Raw genomic sequence first — 18258 nt, forward strand, 5'->3', positions numbered from 1 at the left:
AATGGGCTCTTTTTTTATAACAGGATTCGACAAAATCTGAGGAGTGTGAAAAAATATAAAGGCAGGAACATTGCGGAGGGGAAGAGACATTGAACGATAAAGTAACTGCGGTCAGGGAGATATGGCGTTATGAACAAGGGGAAATGAGCAGGCAAACCGACCGGATGGTGACAGAATATCCGTTGACGGTGATGGTGAACGGCAGTGAGTTTGTCACGCTCGTTTGCACGCCGGAGCATATCAAAGAGCTTGTCATCGGATTTCTCGCATCTGAGGGTGTTATTCGATTTCAAAAAGAGATTAAGAGGTTTACAATAGATGAAAGTCTCGGTTTTGTGTATGTCGATCTCATTTATCCTGAGACATTGAATCAACAGGAATATACGAAACGGGTGATCGGCTCGTGCTGCGGAAAGGGCCGCCATTTTTATTTTCAGCAGGATGTCAAAACCGCTAAGACGGCTGTCAGTCAAATGAAGATTTCGCCTGAAACTTGTCTGGCGCTTATGAAGGATATGCAAAAAGAAAGCGGGACGTTTCAGGAGACGGGAGGCGTACATAATGCGGCGCTTTGCGATACGGAGAAAGTGCTTTTGATGCGCACAGATATCGGCCGTCACAACGCGCTTGATAAATTATACGGACATTGTCTGCTGAATGGGATGTCTGTTCGCGATAAACTGATTGTCTTCAGCGGCAGAATCTCATCAGAAGTGCTGTTAAAAGCGGCAAAAATCGGCGTGTCGATTGTGATTTCAAAATCGGCCCCGACAGAGCTTGCGATTCAAATGGCAGAAGAATTAAATATTACAGCGATCGGTTTTGTGAGAAACGGATCTTTTAATGTATATACACATCCCGAGAGAATTGGGGGACAGGAGGGGCTGCAGCAATGAATACAGAATCTCGCCAGATGTTAGATAAAAGGAACAGACCGCTCAGAGACCTTCGCATTTCTGTTACAGACCGCTGCAACTTCCGATGCACGTACTGTATGCCAGCCGAATTATTCGGCCCGGATTATCCTTTTTTAAAGAAAGAGGAGCTGCTTTCTTTTGAGGAATTGGAACGGCTTGCGGCGCTGTTTGTCACCAGGTTCGGAGTGGAAAAAATCCGCTTGACCGGCGGAGAGCCGCTCATGAGAAAGGACATGCCCGAATTAATTAAAAAACTGGCCCGTATTCCAGGTTTACGTGATATTGCGATGACGACAAACGGGTCGCTGCTGCCTGTTTATGCCGACAAGCTCAAAGAAGCCGGTTTAAAACGGGTGACCATCAGCCTTGATTCATTAGAGGACGAACGCTTTAAAATGATCAACGGGCGAGGGGTTTCTGTCAGCAAGGTGCTTGAAGGCATTGAAGCGGCGAAACAAGCAGGGCTCGGCGTTAAAATCAACATGGTCGTCCAAAGGGGCGTCAATGAAAAAGATATCCTGCCTATGGCGCGCTATTTTAAAGAAAAAGGGCATATCTTGAGATTCATCGAATTTATGGACGTCGGCAACACCAACCAATGGGAAAAGAAAGACGTCATGACAAAGGCGGAAATCATTGATGTAATCAATGAACACATGCCGGTTGAACCGATCGCGCCTAACTATAAAGGGGAAGTTGCTTCAAGGTTTCGCTACTTGGACGGATCTGGCGAAATCGGCGTGATTTCTTCTGTATCTGATGCGTTCTGCGGCTCGTGTAACAGGGCACGCCTGTCTGCGCGCGGTGAGTTGTTTACTTGCCTGTTCGCTTCAAGCGGATATGACCTCAGAGCGCCGGTTCGGCAGGGATTAAGTGATGGCGAGCTGACAGCGATGATCGGCACAGTGTGGAAGAATCGGATAGACCAATATTCAGTTGACCGGACTCTTTCAAAAACAGCGGGCAAAAAGAAAGTGGAAATGTCTTATATTGGCGGTTAATATGATAAAAGCTTATCGGCTAAGTCCGGTAAGCTTTTTTTGTGTCAAAAACTGTAATGCGCCAAAAAGTGCAAAAAATCCAATCAGAAACCGAAAAATATAAGGATAGGCAAAAAGAAGGAATCACTGGAAGAAATTTTAATTCTAAAGCCATACAATATGATAAAATATAACCACTAGTTCATAGAAAGGGTTGGAGAGGCATGGCCGCTTACGAGATCCCGTCATCTCAAGTAGGAGTGAAAATCAATCAGTGGTATAAGCACATTTTAGCATTTCAAGTGGCTGATGCCGTTCAGCTGAAGGAAGAGATTGATCATGATATAGAACATATGGAAGAGGATCAGCTGCTTCTGTTGTACTATCAGCTGATCAGCTACCGTCATCAAATTATGCTTGATTATGTAAAGCCCGACCTGCACGAGGAATCTCAGCTCCAATATCGTGAATTGATCGAGAGGCTGGAAAGCAGCAAGGACAGCATCTCGGGATTATCTGAGTATTATTTTCATTTGTTCAGAGGGATGTATGAATTTGAACAGAACAATTATATCTCAGCCATATCTTTCTATCGGAAAGCTGAGAAAATGCTTGCGTTTGTAGAGGATGATATTGAAAGAGCGGAATTTCATTTTAAAGTAGCGGAAGTATTTTATATTATGAAGCAGACCCACTTTTCCATGAATCATGCGATACAGGCGCTTGAGACCTACAAGGCTCATGATTTTTACAGGGTCAGAAGAATTCAATGCCATTTTGTCATATCAGGGAACTATATAGACTACAGAAATTATGAAAAAGCGCTCGAGCATCTCGATGACGCTTATCGTTTGGCTTTACTGGAAGGACAGCCCCGCTTGATCGGATCAGCCCTCTACAACATGGGGAACTGTTATGATGAAAAAGGAGAACTGGACCAGGCGGCTGCATACTTTGAAAAAGCGCTTCCTGTCTTTGAGGAACACCAGCTGGAGCAGCTCCCGAAAGCGCTGTTCAGCTTAACGCGTGTACTCTTCAAAAAACAGGCTGAACAGGCGGCTATGCATTATTATGAAAAAGGGATTGCCATCGCCCGAAAACGAAACGACAGCTTCAGTCTGGAAAAATATAAATTTCTGCAGGCTCTATATGTGGAATCCGTTAATATGGATTTGATTCAAGAGGTATTTGATTATATGGAAGCCAAGTCCCTGTATGTGTATATTGAGGAATTTGCTCTGGATGCGGCTGTATATTCCAGCCTTCATGAAAACTATAAAGATGCGGTGTTTTTCTATGAAAAAGCGGTCAGCATGAGAGCGCTGATTCTGAAGGAAGACTGTTTATATCAAGTGTAAGACGAAACCATCTGATGCCGGATGGTTTTTTTTATACAAAAAAAGGGGAGCATCGGGACGTTTATTTCCGTGGAGAACAGGAAAAATCGCTACATACTGTTTTTGAACACAAACGAATGGAAGCCGCGATTTTGTGAAACAAGAAATGGCGGAGTGCATATGTGTTGTTGTTTATGACAAGCGTGAGGGGGAATTCAATGTTTGGATTTGATGATATGGTGAAGTTTCTATGGTCTTTCCTCATCGTTCTGCCGCTTGTATCTATTATACATGTTGCCGGGCACAGCTTTATGGCTTTTGTTTTTGGCGGGAAGGGTTCATTGGATATCGGGATGGGCAAAAAACTGTTCAAGATTGGGCCGATACAGGTCAGAACCATTTATTTTATGGATTCGTTTTGCCGGTACGGTGAGCTGAAGATCGACAACCGATTCTCACACGCACTTGTTTATGCCGGAGGCTGCCTGTTTAACTTAATAACCATTTTCGCAGTGAATTTGCTCATTATACACAGTGTATTGGAGCCAAATGTGTTTTTCTATCAGTTTGTCTACTTTTCTACGTATTATGTGTTTTTTGCCCTGCTGCCGGTCCGTTACTCAGAAAATAAATCATCTGACGGGCTGGCGCTCTACAAGGTGCTCCGTTACGGAGAGCGTTATGAAATCGATAAATAATATTCAAATGTTTACCGCTGCTCAGATCGGGAAGGTAACAAGTACACACATAAATGAAGGGAGAGAATTACACATGAGTAACGATAGTGTAAAAGATAAAATGAAAGGCGGCTTAAATAAAGCCAAGGGAGAAGTGAAGGATAAAGTTGGAGATATGACCGACAAAACGGATATGCAGGCTGAAGGCAAAAAAGATAAGGCAAAAGGCGAGGTCCAAAAGGGTATCGGTGAAGCGAAGGATAAATTCACAGATAAAGATTAATCAGATCGGCAAGGCAAGAAACATTGTTTCTTGCCTTTTTTTATGTGAATAAATATAACAAAAAAGACAATCGATTTGGTTAAAGTATCTAAATTTTTTAAATATTCTTTAAAGTAATGCGCCTGTTCTATATAATAAATGACATAAGTTGTTAACTTTTATGACATCAGTTGACTCAATCAGACAAAGGAGGTTCTGGATGAAAAGCAAAGGGGTTAGAATACAGGGTGTCTTTCTGATGTTTCTTATCACGATTCTTATCACGGGATGTACGGCGCCGAAGAAAGTGTCGGAAGCCAGCGGAGATGCGAAAAAAACAGTTGAAATTGACACAAGCGGGGATTCAGTGAAGGTTGGGATTCTTCACTCATTAAGCGGGACAATGGCAATCAGCGAGGTATCCGTCCATGATGCAGAGCTGCTGGCTATTCATGAAATCAACCAAAAAGGCGGCGTTCTCGGCAAAAAGCTTGAACCCGTCGTGGAGGACGGGGCTTCTGACTGGCCTGCATATGCCGAAAAAATGAGAAAGCTGCTTCAGCAGGACAAAGCGGCGGCTGTATTCGGAGGGTGGACATCAGCGAGCCGCAAGGCGATGCTCCCGGTTGTGGAGCAAAATAACGGGCTGCTGTTCTATCCGGTGCAATACGAAGGCATGGAGTCATCGCCTCATATTTTTTATACCGGAGCAACGACAAATCAGCAAATCGTGCCGGCTGTCGATTGGCTGCTGAAGAATAAAGGCAAGACATTCTTTCTGATCGGCTCGGATTATGTGTTCCCGAGAACAGCCAATAAAATCATTAAAGCGCAAGTAAAAGCTGCTGGGGGAGAAGTTGCCGGTGAAGAGTATACGCCGGTCGGCCACACGAATTACAGTACGCTGGTCAGCAAAATCAATGAAAAGCAGCCGGATGTTATTTTTAACACATTAAACGGCGACAGCAATGTGGCATTTTTTAAGCAGCTGATAGATGCGGGTGTGACAGCTGATGAAATTCCTGTCATGTCGGCGAGTGTCGCAGAGGAAGAAATTCGGGGGATCGGTCCTGATGTGCTAAAAGGGCATTATGCGGTGTGGAATTACTTCCAGACAACCAATACAAACGAAAATCAGACATTCGTGAAGAATTATAAAAAGCAGAACGGAGATAAGAGGGTGACCAGTGATCCGATTGAAGCCGGCTATAATGCGGTGTATCTCTGGGCGGCAGCCGTTGAAAAAGCCAAGTCCTTTGAGATCGATAAAGTGAAGAAAGCGGCTGACGGGATTACATTTAAGGCCCCGGGCGGCACAGTGAAAATCGATGGGGATACACAGCATCTTTACAAAACAGTTAGAATCGGGCAAATCACGGGGGATGGACAGTTTAAAGAAGTATGGAACTCAGGTGATCCGGTAAAACCTGATCCGTATTTAAAAACGTACGACTGGGCAAAGGGGTTATCTAAATAAATCAAAGCCATTTGCGGGAGAGGAGGCGGAACATGTCTGTTGTCGTGACTCAATTATTTAACGGGATCAGTCTCGGTTCTATTTTGATTCTCATTGCGATTGGATTGGCCGTTACATTCGGTTTGATGAACATTATGAATATGGCGCACGGTGAGCTGATGATGGCGGGAGCCTACACGACATATGTTATTCAGCAGCTGTTTTTAAGCTATTTGCCGGCTTCTCTCTTTTCCTATTACTTTTTTATTGCGGTCATCATGTCGTTTACAGTTGCGGCATTGCTTGGCATTGTCATTGAAAAAGTGATTATCAGACGATTATATGACCGTCCGCTCGACAGCCTTTTGGCAACATGGGGGGTAAGCTTGATCCTTCAGCAGGCGGCCAGATCGATTTTTGGCGCGCCGAATGTCGCTGTTCAGTCTCCTGAGTGGCTGTCGGGAGGAGTGACGCTGTTTTCGGTCACTTTTCCATATAAAAGGCTGTTTATTTTGGCGCTTGTTCTTTTTACGCTTGCGCTGCTGGGATTCTATTTGTTTAAAACTCCGGCGGGGCGGAGGATGCAGGCTGTTACACTGAACCGGAGTATGGCATCCTGTCTTGGTGTATCTGTGAGAAAAACAGATACATTGGCTTTTGCGCTCGGAAGCGGGCTGGCCGGTATTGCGGGGAGCTCACTCACATTGCTGGGGTCAATCGGGCCTACTCTCGGTTCGTCCTATCTGGTCGATGCTTTTATGATTGTCATTTTAGGCGGTATCGGAAAATTAAAAGGGACGATTATCGGGGCTGTGCTGGTGGGATTACTCAGTACATTTGTGGAGTATTCGGCAAGCGCCACCATAGCCAAGGTTGTGGTGTTTGCGTTTATTATTCTCTTTCTGCAATGGCGGCCTTCGGGTCTCGCAAGCGTCAGAACGAGATTACTTGATTAGGGGGTGCCGGATGAAGCAGTTTTCGCAATTCAGTCCGTATCTTGTGATGTTTGCCCTTTTTATCGCCGCTCCGTTCTTTCTTCAGGAGTTTCGATTGGGGCTGTTGGCGAAGTTTTTATGCTTTGCGATTGTAGCGGTCGGCATTTGCCTGATTTGGGGATATACAGGCATTTTGAGCTTGGGGCACGGCGTCTTTTTCGGATTGGGCGCCTATTGCATGGCGATGTATTTAAAAATAGAAGCCTCACCATCCGGTATTCCTGATTTTATGGAGTGGACGGGAGTCAGCGAACTGCCGTGGATCTGGGCTTTGTTCAGGCATCCTTTTGCTGCAATTGCGGCGGCTGTGGCTGTGCCTGTGCTACTGGCGTTTTTTGCTCGGCTATTTTACGTTCCGCAACAATATAAAGGGAGTTTATTTTTCATTGATATCACAGGCAGTCGTCGTTGTGGTGGTCACACTGTTCATCGGCAGCCAGGAAATCACCGGCGGTACCAATGGACTTACCAGCTTCTATACGATTTTTCAATATTCTTTGGCTGATCCTGCGTTGAAGCGGATCCTGTATTTTACCACAGTCTTTTTTCTCGGCCTTACTGTTGTAATCGCTTTGTTTCTTACGAGAAGCCGCTTTGGCCGGCTTTTGCAGGCGGTTCAGGAAGGAGAAAACAGGGTGCGTTTTTTTGGTTATCATTCCACTGTTTTTAAAGTGTTTATTTACTGTGTGTCCGCTGCGATGGCGGGAATTGCCGGGATGCTGTTTGTGCTTCAGGACGGAATGATCTCGCCGGAAATGATGGGCATCATCCCTTCAGTGGAAATGGTGCTGTGGGTGGCGATCGGCGGCAGGCACTCCATTTTCGGAGCTGTGCTGGGCGCGCTGTTAACAAACGGCATGAAAAGCTATTTAAGCGAATATTATCCTGACATTTGGCTGTATTTCCTCGGTGCGCTGTTTATGATCGTCGTGCTTTACTTGCCAAGAGGGATTGTCGGACTGCTTGAAAAGCTTGGCACCCAGCTTTCCTTCTCTAAAAAGAAAGGAGCGGCTGCATATGAAACCGATACTTATCTGCCGTGACGTGAAGGTTCAGTTTGACGGGTTTTGGGCGCTGCAGGGGGCAGATATCAGTGTACAGGAACGTGATATTCACTTTTTGATTGGGCCGAATGGCGCCGGGAAAACAACCATGCTGGATATCATTTGCGGGAAAACAAAGCCGCATTCGGGCGAGATTGTGTTTCAGGAAACGGCTGAACTGACAAAGGTTCCGGAATATCAGATCGCCAAAATGGGCGTCGCCAGAAAGTTTCAGGCTCCGAGTGTCTTTTCGCAGCTGACCGTGTTTGAAAATATAGAACTTGCCATGAAGCAGAAAAAAACGATTCTCTCTCTGCTGATGGCGCGTATGACAAGAGAGCAGCGTGGCAGGGTGATAGACATCCTGAAGCTGATCGGGTTAGAAGAGAAGCGGGATGCAGAAGCCGGCAACCTGTCACACGGGCAGAAACAATGGCTCGAAATCGGCATGCAGCTCGCCATGGAGCCGAAGCTTTTGCTGCTGGATGAACCGATCGCCGGTATGACGGGAAAAGAGCGTGATAAAACCGGGGCTCTCCTTGAGGAGATTGCCAAAACGTGTTCCGTTTTAATTGTGGAGCACGATATGGAATTTGTCCGCTCGTTTTCCAAAAAAGTCACGGTGATGCATGAAGGGAGAGTGCTTTGTGAAGGATCGATGGATGAGATTACAAGCAATGAAGAGGTGGCAGCGGTGTATTTAGGAAGGAGCGGAGCGTCATGATAGCGGTCAGTAATGTGACATCCGGTTACGATCAATCCATGGTTTTGCATAACCTCAGCATGGAGGTCCGCCCCGGGCAGATCGTCGCTGTATTAGGCCGAAACGGAGTCGGCAAATCCACTTTGCTGAAAACGATCATCGGCCTGATCCCGGCCAAACAGGGACAGATCCGTTTTCATCAAACGTTTGTTCAAAACGAAAAGACGGAAAAACGGGCAAGAGCTGGAATTGCGTACGTGCCCCAGGGGAGAGACATCTTCCCCGCTTTAACCGTTCGCGACAATCTTTTGCTCGGAGAAGAACCGCTTCCTAAGAAGGAGCGGAGAGGGCGGATCAAGGAAGAGATTTTTCAGTGGTTTCCTGTTTTGAAGGACATGCTCGACCGGAAAGGCGGCGATTTAAGCGGAGGACAGCAGCAGCAGCTTGCGATTGCCAGAGCGTTGATGGGAAATCCAAAAATTATTTTACTTGATGAACCAATGGAAGGAATTCAGCCCTCAATCGTGGAATTGATTCAAAAAGTCATCTTAGAAATTTCCAGAAAAGAAGAGACTGCAATTGTTTTGGTGGAACACAGCTTAGAGAACGCCTTAACGTGCGCTGATTATCTTTACGTCATGGACAGGGGAACGGTCGTCGCTCACGGAAAGGCTGACGATGAAACGGCTCGCCGTTTTGAAAGGCATCTCACCGTATAATCAGCATCCTGAGAAAGGGAGGTGATGGCCCGCCTGCATCGTTCCGGAGATTCATGTAACGCAATCCGCTTTATGAATGACGATAATAAGGAGGACCTAAGATGAAACTGACACCGGTTGAACAAGAGAAATTGCTCATTTTTGCAGCGGGAGAATTAGCCAAGCAGCGAAAGGCGCGCGGCGTTCTGCTGAACTATCCCGAGGCTGCCGCTTATCTCACCTGTTTTATCATGGAAGGCGCGCGTGACGGAAAGGGAGTGGCGGAGCTGATGGAAGCCGGCCGCCATGTATTGACTGAAAAAGATGTCATGGAGGGCGTGCCTGAGATGCTGGACAGCATTCAGGTGGAAGCTACATTCCCTGACGGAGTGAAGCTTGTCACAGTACACCAGCCGATTTCTGCGGAGGTGAAGTCATGAAGCCGGGAGCATTTCAGATTGCTGAAGGGACCATTACGATTAACGAAGGCCGCCAGACACGGGAGATAGCGGTGAAAAACACCGGATCACGTTCCATTCAGGTCGGTTCACATTTTCATTTTGCGGAAGCCAATGGTGCGCTATCGTTTGACCGCGAACAAGCCATCGGCATGCGTATCGACATTCCGTCAGGCACATCGGTCCGTTTTGAGCCAGGTGAGGAGAAAACGGTCACGCTTGTTGAATTCAGCGGACGAAAAACAGTAAGAGGACTGAACGGAATGGCCGATACGTATATCGATGAACGCGGGAAAGAAAAAACGTTAGCCAACTTAAAGAAAGCCGGCTGGATGGAGGGTGTGATTCGATGAAAATGTCACGGGAGCAATACGCGGAGCTGTTTGGTCCGACAACGGGCGATAAAATCAGATTGGGCGATACGGACTTATGGATCGAAGTCGAAAAGGACTTCACTGTTTATGGTGAAGAAATGATCTTTGGAGGCGGAAAAACGATCCGTGACGGCATGGGCCAAAACGGCAGCATCACAGGAAAAGACGGCGCTTTGGATTTGGTGATCACCAACGTCGTGTTATTGGATTACACAGGCATTGTTAAAGCGGATGTCGGTGTAAAGGACGGCAGGATTGTGGGTGTCGGAAAAAGCGGCAACCCCGATATCATGGACGGGGTCGATCCGCATATGGTCATTGGTGCGGGTACAGAGGTGATCTCCGGTGAAGGCAAAATTTTAACGGCTGGAGGAGTGGATACGCACATTCACTTTATTTGTCCTCAGCAGATGGAAGTTGCGCTTTCTTCAGGAGTCACGACTCTTCTTGGAGGCGGAACGGGACCTGCTACAGGAAGCAAAGCGACAACATGTACGTCAGGTGCATGGTATATGGCAAGGATGCTGGAAGCGGCCGAGGAATTCCCGATCAATGTCGGCTTCTTAGGAAAAGGGAACGCATCCGATAAAGCGCCGCTGATCGAACAGGTGGAAGCCGGCGCCATCGGCCTGAAGCTTCATGAAGACTGGGGCACGACGCCAAGCGCTATCAAAACGTGTATGGAAGTTGTGGATGAAGCCGATATTCAAGTCGCAATCCATACGGATACGATCAATGAAGCGGGCTTCCTGGAAAACACGCTTGACGCAATCGGAGACCGGGTGATTCATACATATCACATTGAAGGAGCAGGCGGGGGCCATGCTCCGGATATTATGAAGCTCGCCTCTTACGCGAACATTCTGCCGTCATCCACAACGCCGACAATTCCTTACACCGTCAATACGATGGATGAGCACCTTGACATGATGATGGTCTGTCACCATTTAGATGCGAAGGTGCCCGAGGACGTGGCGTTCAGCCATTCCAGAATCAGGGCTGCGACGATTGCGGCAGAGGACATTCTCCATGATATCGGCGCGATCAGCATGACATCATCGGATTCCCAAGCGATGGGACGTGTTGGCGAAGTCATTATCCGCACTTGGCAGGTGGCTGACAAAATGAAAAAACAGCGCGGCGCTCTCACTGGAGAAAACGGAAATGATAACGTACGTGCGAAACGCTACATTGCCAAATATACGATTAATCCGGCAATTACTCACGGCCTCAGCCATGAAGTCGGTTCTGTAGAAAAAGGAAAGCTCGCTGACCTTGTCCTGTGGGATCCTGTATTTTTCGGCGTGAAACCGGAATTGGTCTTAAAGGGCGGCATGATAGCACGCGCGCAAATGGGGGATCCAAACGCGTCTATCCCGACTCCGGAGCCTGTGTTCATGCGCCAAATGTATGCTTCGTATGGTAAAGCCAACCGCTCAACCTCCATTACGTTTATGTCCCAGGCGGGCATTGAAAGGGGTGTGGCGGAAAGGTTAGGGCTGGAAAAAAGAATTTCTCCTGTGAAAAACATCCGCAAGCTGAGCAAGCTGGATATGAAATTAAACGCTGCTTTGCCGAAGATTGAAGTCGATCCGAAAACGTATCAGGTCTTTGCTGACGGAGAAGAATTATCCTGCCAGCCTGTCGATTATGTTCCGCTGGGACAGCGATATTTCTTATTCTGACAAGACACGGCCGGAGTGCATCCGGCCGTTTTATTGACTAAACGGATGCGCAAGAAGCGCAAATTTAGTGTATATTATATGTTGACAAACGAATTAAATGTAACTATTATAGTTACAACGGTGGTGAAAAAACATGATTAACAGCCGTCTTGCTGTCGCCATTCATATTTTATCTCTCATTTCGATGGATGAAAAAGCGTCTTCGGAAATCATCGCTGACAGTGTCAACACCAACCCGGTTGTTGTAAGAAGGATGATCAGCCTGCTGAAAAAGGGCGATATTCTCACATCACGCGCCGGGGTGCCGGGCGCGAGCCTCAAAAAAGATCCGGCTGATATTTCTCTTTTAGAAGTATATCGTGCTGTTCAAAACCAAGAGGAACTATTTGCGGTTCATGAAAACCCGAACCCGAAGTGTCCGGTAGGCAAAAAAATTCAGTGCGCGCTGGATGAGACATTTGAAAGTGTGCAAAAAGCGATGGAAAATGAGCTGGCAAGCAAGTCATTAAAAGATGTAATGAATCATCTCTTTTGATCAAAAGGGATGACTTCTCACCACTAACGTGTAACTAAAATTGTTACAAATAAGGAGGAAATCAAAAATGAAAATAGGAATTATCGGTGCAAGCGGAAAAGCGGGAAGTCTGGTTTTGAAAGAAGCGAAGGAAAGAGGTCACGAGGTAACTGCCATTGTCCGAAATGCATCTAAAGTGCAGGATCAGGATACAGCGATTTTGGAGAAAGATGTTTTTGAACTGACGGCAGAAGATCTCAAGCCTTTCGATGCACTCGTTAACGCTTTTGGAGCTGCGCCTGGCCAGGAACATCTTCATGTTGAAGCAGGCAGAACATTAATCAGCCTGCTAAAGGATGCAAAACATACAAGATTGTTTGTCGTCGGCGGAGCGGGAAGCCTGTTTGTTGATGAAGCCAAAACAACACGTTTAATGGATACACCGGAATTCCCAAAAGAATATCTTCCGACTGCATCAAATCAAGGAGAGAACTTGAAAGACCTGCAAAAGGCAGACTTTATTTCCTGGACGTTCCTCAGCCCGGCGGCGTTTTTTGATCCGGCAGGAAAGCGGACGGGATCTTACCAAAAAGGAAAAGACAATGTGATCGTAAACGCAAAAGGCGACAGTTATATCAGCTATGCCGATTATGCGATCGCTGTTTTGGATGAGCTTGAACATCCGTCACACAAAAATGAACGCTTCACAGTAGTAAGCGAAGCGGAATAACAAGAAAAAACCCGGAGGATGCTCCGGGTTTTTCTAATTAATAGGTGCTGTACGTATCATAATCGCTGAATATGCCGTCGGCAATTCCAAGCATTAGAAAGATGAAGAATGCGATGATCGCCAGAATCGATACAGCGATGCTCACGATTAAATAAATCCCTTGCATCTTTACAAATTTCGCATAGTTCTCCAGCATTAAATCCTCAGATTGCCCGCTATGCTTTTCAGCCATTAAGCCAGCTTCTTTTGCTGACCGCATCAAAAAGATGCCTGCAATGATTTGCAGTACGCCCGGCACTGCGCCGATAAGAAAAAAGAACGCGCCTGAAAGCGCAGTAAAAGCGCCCATAATAATAAATAAAATGCCTGTTGCTTTTCCCCATTTTGAAATACTGATGAGGGTTTTGTTGACCGTTTCCGGATTCATTGACACGGGTCCCCTTTACAAAAAAATACTCACTTTTCTTTTATACACTATTTGTGAGAAGTTTTGTATAAAGAAATAAAAATAGTGAATTGATTTTGCTGCGGCGTGAATGGAGTTTGGCCTGACGCTGTTGATCAATTACGTGATCATATTAGTGATTTTTTTATTATGATTGCACGCTATATGGAAAGGCCACGCGCGTTTATACGGGATGCGTGATGATGCCATGCTGAAAAACCCCGGCCATAAAGGCCGGGGGGATTGGCACATCTTATAAAATCGGCGACAATAGCCGTGACACGGATTCCTTGATGCGGATCCATAATGACCGCTGCTGATATTCCTCGTAGGTGTATTTTCTGGATACGAGCAAATCTTCTTTAAATGTAGAAACCAGTTTTTTGGCAATGTTGATATCATAAATAAATGCATTAACCTCAAAATTCAGCCTGAAGCTTCGGACGTCAATATTCGCTGTACCGACCGATGCAATTTCGTCATCTACAACAATTGTTTTCGCATGGATAAATCCATTATCGTAAATATAGACGGTGGCTCCGGCTTTTAAAAGATCCCCGATATACGAAAGCGTGGCCCAGTATACAAAAGCATGATCAGGCTTGTTCGGTATCATAATGTTGACATCAATGCCTGACAGGCACGCGATCCTCAATGCATCCAGCAGGCTTGCGTCCGGAATAAAATAAGGTGTTTGTATCAAAATGTTCCGCTTGGCGTTTGAAATCATTTTGATGTAGCCATTTTTAATTTGTTCCCATTCGGAATCGGGCCCGCTCGTAACAATCTGCATCCCGACGTTTCCCTTTGGGCTGCAATCGGGAAAGTGGTTCGGGATATAGGTGAGCGTATGATGATGTGAAGCTTGGTTCCAGTCAAGGATGAATCGTGTCTGAATGGCGTGAACGGCCGTTCCCTGCAATCGAATATGGGTATCGCGCCAATAGCCGAACTTCGGATTGAGCCCGAGATATTCATCCCCGACATTAAACCCTCCGACATAACCGGTTATGCCGTCTATGATAACAAGCTTTCGGTGGTTGCGGTAATTCAGCCGAAGGTTAATCGGCCTGAGCTTTGAAGGGAAAAAGACCTCCACATGCCCGCCGGCCTCACGCAGTTCTTTAAAAAACTTTTTGCGCAGCGTTCTGGACCCGAGCTCATCATACAAAACCCTGACCTGAACACCTTCTTTCGCTTTTTGAATGAGGGCGTCCCGCAATTTTTTTCCTAATTCATCACCTTTGTAAATATAATATTGTAGATGGATATGATCCTTTGCCTTTGATATGTCATGTAAAAGCCGCTGAAACTTATCACGTCCGTCTGTTATGACATCAACTGAATTATCCTCTGTAAAGACAGCGTGATTATTCATGATGAGCATATATATTAAATCCTTATTATCAAAGGTTGCCCGGTTGTTGAACTGAAATTGCCTGTTTTCTAATTCTTCAAGCTGATGCTGCAGCAGCTTTTCGATGCCGATTTTCTTGCGATCCTCCCATTGAAACAAATGCTTGCGTCTGAGATTATGACCGAATAATAGGTATAAAATAAAGCCTAAAACGGGAATAAAGAAAAGAACAAGCAGCCAAGCCCATGATGCACTGGCATCGCGCCGTTCTTTGAATATGACAATGATGGCCAAAAGAATATTCAAAATGAAAAAAAGTGACAAAAGGATGGAAGAAATACTCACTTTGTAACCCCGCTAATTCATATTTATCAAGAAGATTGCCATTAGTATTCCATGAATAACAGCAATCTGATTCCCATTACAAATTATAACACTGACTTTTTAAAAGAATAAAGTGTGTTGATCCAGATTCTTCGCGAAAAACACGGGCAGATTTCTTTAAAACCAGCTTGCACCTGCGTTAAAATAAACTCATATGATAACGTTCGTGAAGCCTTGCAAAATCAAATAAAGGGGGAGAATTACATGAACTTTTACAGAATTGAACAAATGCCGGGGTTCATTAAAACAGAAATGCAAAAAATTCAAAAGGCTGTACAGCCTTTAATGAAGAAAACTGTCATCTACCGTTTTCTTGCTGTTCCGCTTGCTGCATTCTCTCTCTTTAATTTGGCTGCTTTCCTTTTTCATGCTTCAGCAGACAGAGAGTCTCTGATCAGCGCCGGACTTTTTGCGCTTCTTGCTGCACTTGGATTAGCATTTTTTAAAGAAGCGGGCTATCAGCATAAACAAATTCAAAAGACCGTTCATATCTATATGCTGAACAGAATTAAAAAGAGCGAAATTCTTTCAGAAGAGCGCAAAAACACGTATACGCGCCAGATCAAGGAAGAACCGTTTGCGATGCGGAGCTTTGTTGAGTTTTTGACTGAAGAAGACAGACGCAAGAAAATGCTGTATTAAAAAAGAGCTGACATGGGTCAGCTCTTTTTATTCAAATACGGGCTCATCTTCATAATAATAGGAATCCGGGTCTTCATACGTATCCATATCCTCAAAAGCGGCGATGCCGACAAATACGAGGAAGAAAATGAGCAAAATGATTCCGATAAGGCCTGCGGCGATACTTGATGCAGCGTAGAATAATTGCATTTTAATAAATTTTCCGTAGTTCTCCAGCATGCTTTCACCCGCACTGCCGGTCAGATTTCCGCTCGTCTCTTTTGCTGATTTTGCTGACCGCATCAGAAATACGCCTGAAATAATGAGCAGAACGCCTGGAATAGCGCCTATGACTGTCATTAAAGCCGACAGGGCAGCCAGCGCGCCCATGACAATCAAAAGAATTCCTGTTATTTTGCCCCACTTTGCAATGTCTGAAAGCGATTTGACAGCAGCAGCGCTCAGCTCACGTTTTTCGCCCGCTGTGCTGCCGTTCTCCTGCTCAATCACGCTGTTTTCTTCGTGATGAGTTTCAATATGGTTTTCATCTTTATCAAGACTAATCATGATAGCTCTCTCCCTAATATTTTTAAGTCATATCGCTTGCCGTCCATTTCGGCAATGCCGGGGAATAACCCCCATTCCTTGAAACCGTGCTTTTCAAACAGCTTCAGGCTAGGCTTGTTATGTCCGAAAATGAAGGCCATAAGCGAGCGGATGCCAAGCTCCGGCGCGATGCGGAGCGCTTCCTGAAGCAAATGCGTTCCGGCGCCTTTGCCGCGGCATGATTCATGAATGTATATGCTGATCTCGGCTGTTTTATTATAAGCAGGCCTGCCGTAAAATCTTTCGAAGCTGATCCAGGCAGCCACGTCCCCGCTTTCATCCTCAGCAACATACAGCGGCCGTTCGTCTGTATGTCCCAAAAACCATGCCATCCGGTCTTCCGGAGTTACCGGTTCAGTATCGGCTGTTACCATTCGCGAGGCAATCGTAGAGTTATAAATCGCTACAACCGCTTCTATATCCTTTTTTTCAGCAAGACGTAATGTTAAGTTCATACGTATCTTGTTCTCCTCTCAAAAAAATTACATATTTTCTTATCAGCCTGCACAAACTATATCTAAAAAAGTTTTTTATATCGATGTATATATTTTCAGAAAAGTGTTCAGAATGTTGCTGAGGTGATGAAACAATGAGAGAGGAAGAAAAGAAAACTTCTCAAGTCAAAAAACTTCAGCAGTTTTTTCGTAAACGCTGGGTGTTCCCTGCAATTTACTTAGTCAGTGCGGCCGTCATTTTAACAGCTGTCCTTTGGTATCAATCTGTATCAAATGATGAGGTAAAGGATCAGTTAGCTGATAACGGCGGAAGCTCCGCGTATGACAACAACGACGATGCAGTTGAAGTAGGAAAGTCTATGGAAAATGTCGCAATGCCGGTTGTTGATTCTGAAAACGTTTCTGTTGTGAAAAAGTTCTATGAAACTGATGCCGCAAAAGAAGAAAAAGAAGCAGCACTCGTTACCTATAATAACACGTACAGCCTAAGCAAAGGAATTGACTTAGCTGAGAAAGACGGAAAAGATTTCGATGTTTCTGCTTCTCTAAGCGGTACGGTTGTCAAAGCTGAAAAAGATCCAGTGCTGGGATATGTTGTGGAAATCGAACATGCTGATGGGTTATCTACTGTGTATCAATCACTTTCTGAAGTAGGTGTTGAGCAAGGCGACAAGGTGAAGCAAAACCAGGTCATCGGAAAGTCTGGCAAGAACCTTTACAGCGAAGAAAGCGGCAACCACGTACACTTTGAAATCCGTAAAGACGGAGTTGCTATGAACCCGCTGAACTTTATGGACAAGCCGGTTTCTTCTATTGAAAAAGCGGCAGCTGCAGAAGAAAAAGCTGCAACTGAGGAAACAGAAGAATCCATTCAGCAATCATCAGAAAAAAAGGATGGTTCGACTGAAAAAGGAACTGACGAAAAATCCGAGGACAAAACGGATGATTCAACTGACAAATCAGGTTCCAAAGAAAGCAGCACAACAGAAGGCACTGAACAGTCCTAATGAAGAAAACGTCTATCGGTGTGATAGGCGTTTTTTTGTTACTTTTTGTTTCACTGTGCCGTCTATGTATTTACATGCACAAAATGCCGCTGGAAAGGAGGCTGTTTTTATGCATCGTCTATTACTCGCAGGCTGGATCTTCTTCATTTTACTCTCTGTCTGTACAGAAAGCTTCAGTGATATGGTGATGTCGCAGACAGTGGCATTTCACTTTCATCCGCATCCTGATCTAAACCGATTTTTAGACATGGATTTTACTCAGCTGACCACGCCTGTAGCTATGATTCAAAAAATCGGGCACGCGTTTTCTTTTTTCGTGCTGACATATTTGCTCTGGAAGCAATGGAGCCGTATAAAATGGGCCTCGGCCGGAGCATTCGTGTTTGCCGTTTTTACGGAAATCATTCAGCTTTTCTTCAGCAGAAACGGCTGTATCCGGGATGTGCTCATTGACAGTGTTGGGATTGCTCTGTTTCTTGGATTATTTGTTATCGCAAAGCGGAAAAAACATGAGGTGTATGAAAAATATTAAAGCCGGCGCTCTGCATTCAGAG

21 protein-coding genes and 1 pseudogene are annotated in these 18258 nt (G+C 45.4%); 18 read left to right on the top strand and 4 right to left on the bottom strand.

The window, feature by feature from the left end:
- The first annotated feature begins 89 nt into the window (after positions 1-89).
- The 15 genes and pseudogenes from fdhD to KXD37_RS08230 all read left to right on the top strand — a co-directional run bounded on the left by fdhD (position 90) and on the right by KXD37_RS08230 (position 12829).
- Positions 90-896: a formate dehydrogenase accessory sulfurtransferase FdhD gene (gene fdhD / locus KXD37_RS08160; protein ID WP_106019713.1), complete on the top strand. Its 807-nt coding sequence runs from the start codon at positions 90-92 to the stop codon at positions 894-896.
- Positions 893-1918 carry a GTP 3',8-cyclase MoaA gene (moaA, locus tag KXD37_RS08165; RefSeq protein ID WP_095712818.1) on the top strand — a complete coding sequence of 342 codons (1026 nt, stop codon included), beginning with the start codon at positions 893-895 and terminating at the stop codon, positions 1916-1918. The genes fdhD and moaA overlap by 4 nt, the downstream gene beginning before the upstream one ends.
- Positions 1919-2121: 203 nt before the next feature.
- Entirely contained in the window at positions 2122-3255 is a 1134-nt protein-coding gene (locus KXD37_RS08170; RefSeq protein WP_263463471.1) for a tetratricopeptide repeat protein, read from the top strand.
- Positions 3256-3452: 197 nt separating this feature from the next.
- Positions 3453-3932, top strand: coding sequence for a hypothetical protein (locus KXD37_RS08175; protein WP_024123147.1), 480 nt, complete (start codon positions 3453-3455; stop codon positions 3930-3932).
- 73 nt (positions 3933-4005) lie between these two features.
- The gene (locus KXD37_RS08180; RefSeq protein WP_263463473.1) at positions 4006-4194 is read left to right on the top strand and encodes a CsbD family protein; all 189 of its coding nucleotides are present in this window, start codon (positions 4006-4008) and stop codon (positions 4192-4194) included.
- A 199-nt stretch (positions 4195-4393) separates the two neighbouring features.
- Positions 4394-5650: an urea ABC transporter substrate-binding protein gene (urtA, locus tag KXD37_RS08185; protein ID WP_263463474.1), complete on the top strand. Its 1257-nt coding sequence runs from the start codon at positions 4394-4396 to the stop codon at positions 5648-5650.
- A 32-nt stretch (positions 5651-5682) separates the two neighbouring features.
- On the top strand, positions 5683-6585 hold the full coding sequence (gene urtB / locus KXD37_RS08190) for an urea ABC transporter permease subunit UrtB (protein ID WP_263463475.1): 903 nt from the start codon (positions 5683-5685) through the stop codon (positions 6583-6585).
- A 10-nt stretch (positions 6586-6595) separates the two neighbouring features.
- Positions 6596-7667, top strand: a pseudogene (urtC, locus tag KXD37_RS08195) (urea ABC transporter permease subunit UrtC).
- Positions 7642-8391, top strand: coding sequence for an urea ABC transporter ATP-binding protein UrtD (urtD, locus tag KXD37_RS08200; RefSeq protein ID WP_106019708.1), 750 nt, complete (start codon positions 7642-7644; stop codon positions 8389-8391). Before urtC ends, urtD begins: the two are co-directional and overlap by 26 nt.
- Entirely contained in the window at positions 8388-9089 is a 702-nt protein-coding gene (gene urtE / locus KXD37_RS08205; protein ID WP_024123141.1) for an urea ABC transporter ATP-binding subunit UrtE, read from the top strand. Before urtD ends, urtE begins: the two co-directional genes overlap by 4 nt.
- Before the next feature lie 101 nt (positions 9090-9190).
- Complete coding sequence (gene ureA, locus KXD37_RS08210) at positions 9191-9508, top strand: urease subunit gamma (RefSeq protein WP_024123140.1); 318 nt, start codon at positions 9191-9193, stop codon at positions 9506-9508.
- The gene (gene ureB / locus KXD37_RS08215; RefSeq protein WP_024123139.1) at positions 9505-9879 is read left to right on the top strand and encodes an urease subunit beta; all 375 of its coding nucleotides are present in this window, start codon (positions 9505-9507) and stop codon (positions 9877-9879) included. The genes ureA and ureB overlap by 4 nt, the downstream gene beginning before the upstream one ends.
- Positions 9876-11585, top strand: a complete 1710-nt coding sequence (ureC, locus tag KXD37_RS08220) for an urease subunit alpha (protein ID WP_106019706.1) — start codon at positions 9876-9878, stop codon at positions 11583-11585. Before ureB ends, ureC begins: the two co-directional genes overlap by 4 nt.
- A gap of 133 nt (positions 11586-11718) precedes the next feature.
- Positions 11719-12120, top strand: coding sequence for an Rrf2 family transcriptional regulator (locus KXD37_RS08225; protein WP_024123137.1), 402 nt, complete (start codon positions 11719-11721; stop codon positions 12118-12120).
- Positions 12121-12187: 67 nt separating this feature from the next.
- The gene (locus tag KXD37_RS08230; RefSeq protein ID WP_106019705.1) at positions 12188-12829 is read left to right on the top strand and encodes an NAD(P)-dependent oxidoreductase; all 642 of its coding nucleotides are present in this window, start codon (positions 12188-12190) and stop codon (positions 12827-12829) included.
- A gap of 37 nt (positions 12830-12866) precedes the next feature.
- Here the strand turns inward: KXD37_RS08230 and KXD37_RS08235 are convergent, their stop codons facing one another.
- Positions 12867-13256 carry a DUF5362 family protein gene (locus tag KXD37_RS08235; protein WP_105990821.1) on the bottom strand — a complete coding sequence of 130 codons (390 nt, stop codon included), beginning with the start codon at positions 13254-13256 and terminating at the stop codon, positions 12867-12869.
- A 271-nt stretch (positions 13257-13527) separates the two neighbouring features.
- Positions 13528-14976, bottom strand: coding sequence for a cardiolipin synthase (cls, locus tag KXD37_RS08240; protein WP_024123134.1), 1449 nt, complete (start codon positions 14974-14976; stop codon positions 13528-13530).
- 243 nt (positions 14977-15219) lie between these two features.
- Between cls and KXD37_RS08245 the strand changes: the two genes are divergently transcribed.
- Positions 15220-15657 carry a DUF5392 family protein gene (locus KXD37_RS08245; protein WP_024123133.1) on the top strand — a complete coding sequence of 146 codons (438 nt, stop codon included), beginning with the start codon at positions 15220-15222 and terminating at the stop codon, positions 15655-15657.
- Between the two features lie 27 nt (positions 15658-15684).
- Here KXD37_RS08245 and KXD37_RS08250 read toward each other — a convergent pair whose 3' ends face one another.
- The gene (locus KXD37_RS08250; RefSeq protein WP_106019703.1) at positions 15685-16203 is read right to left on the bottom strand and encodes a DUF5362 family protein; all 519 of its coding nucleotides are present in this window, start codon (positions 16201-16203) and stop codon (positions 15685-15687) included.
- On the bottom strand, positions 16200-16697 hold the full coding sequence (locus KXD37_RS08255) for a GNAT family N-acetyltransferase (protein WP_044159687.1): 498 nt from the start codon (positions 16695-16697) through the stop codon (positions 16200-16202). Before KXD37_RS08255 ends, KXD37_RS08250 begins: the two co-directional genes overlap by 4 nt.
- A 134-nt stretch (positions 16698-16831) precedes the next feature.
- Between KXD37_RS08255 and spoIIQ the strand changes: the two genes are divergently transcribed.
- Entirely contained in the window at positions 16832-17704 is an 873-nt protein-coding gene (gene spoIIQ / locus KXD37_RS08260) for a stage II sporulation protein spoIIQ (protein WP_024123130.1), read from the top strand.
- Positions 17705-17813: 109 nt separating this feature from the next.
- Positions 17814-18236: a VanZ family protein gene (locus KXD37_RS08265; protein ID WP_263463476.1), complete on the top strand. Its 423-nt coding sequence runs from the start codon at positions 17814-17816 to the stop codon at positions 18234-18236.
- Positions 18237-18258: the final 22 nt, after the last annotated feature.

The sequence above is a fragment of the Bacillus sp. XT-2 genome (assembly GCF_025696525.1).
Classification (GTDB): Bacteria; Bacillota; Bacilli; order Bacillales; family Bacillaceae; genus Bacillus; species Bacillus halotolerans.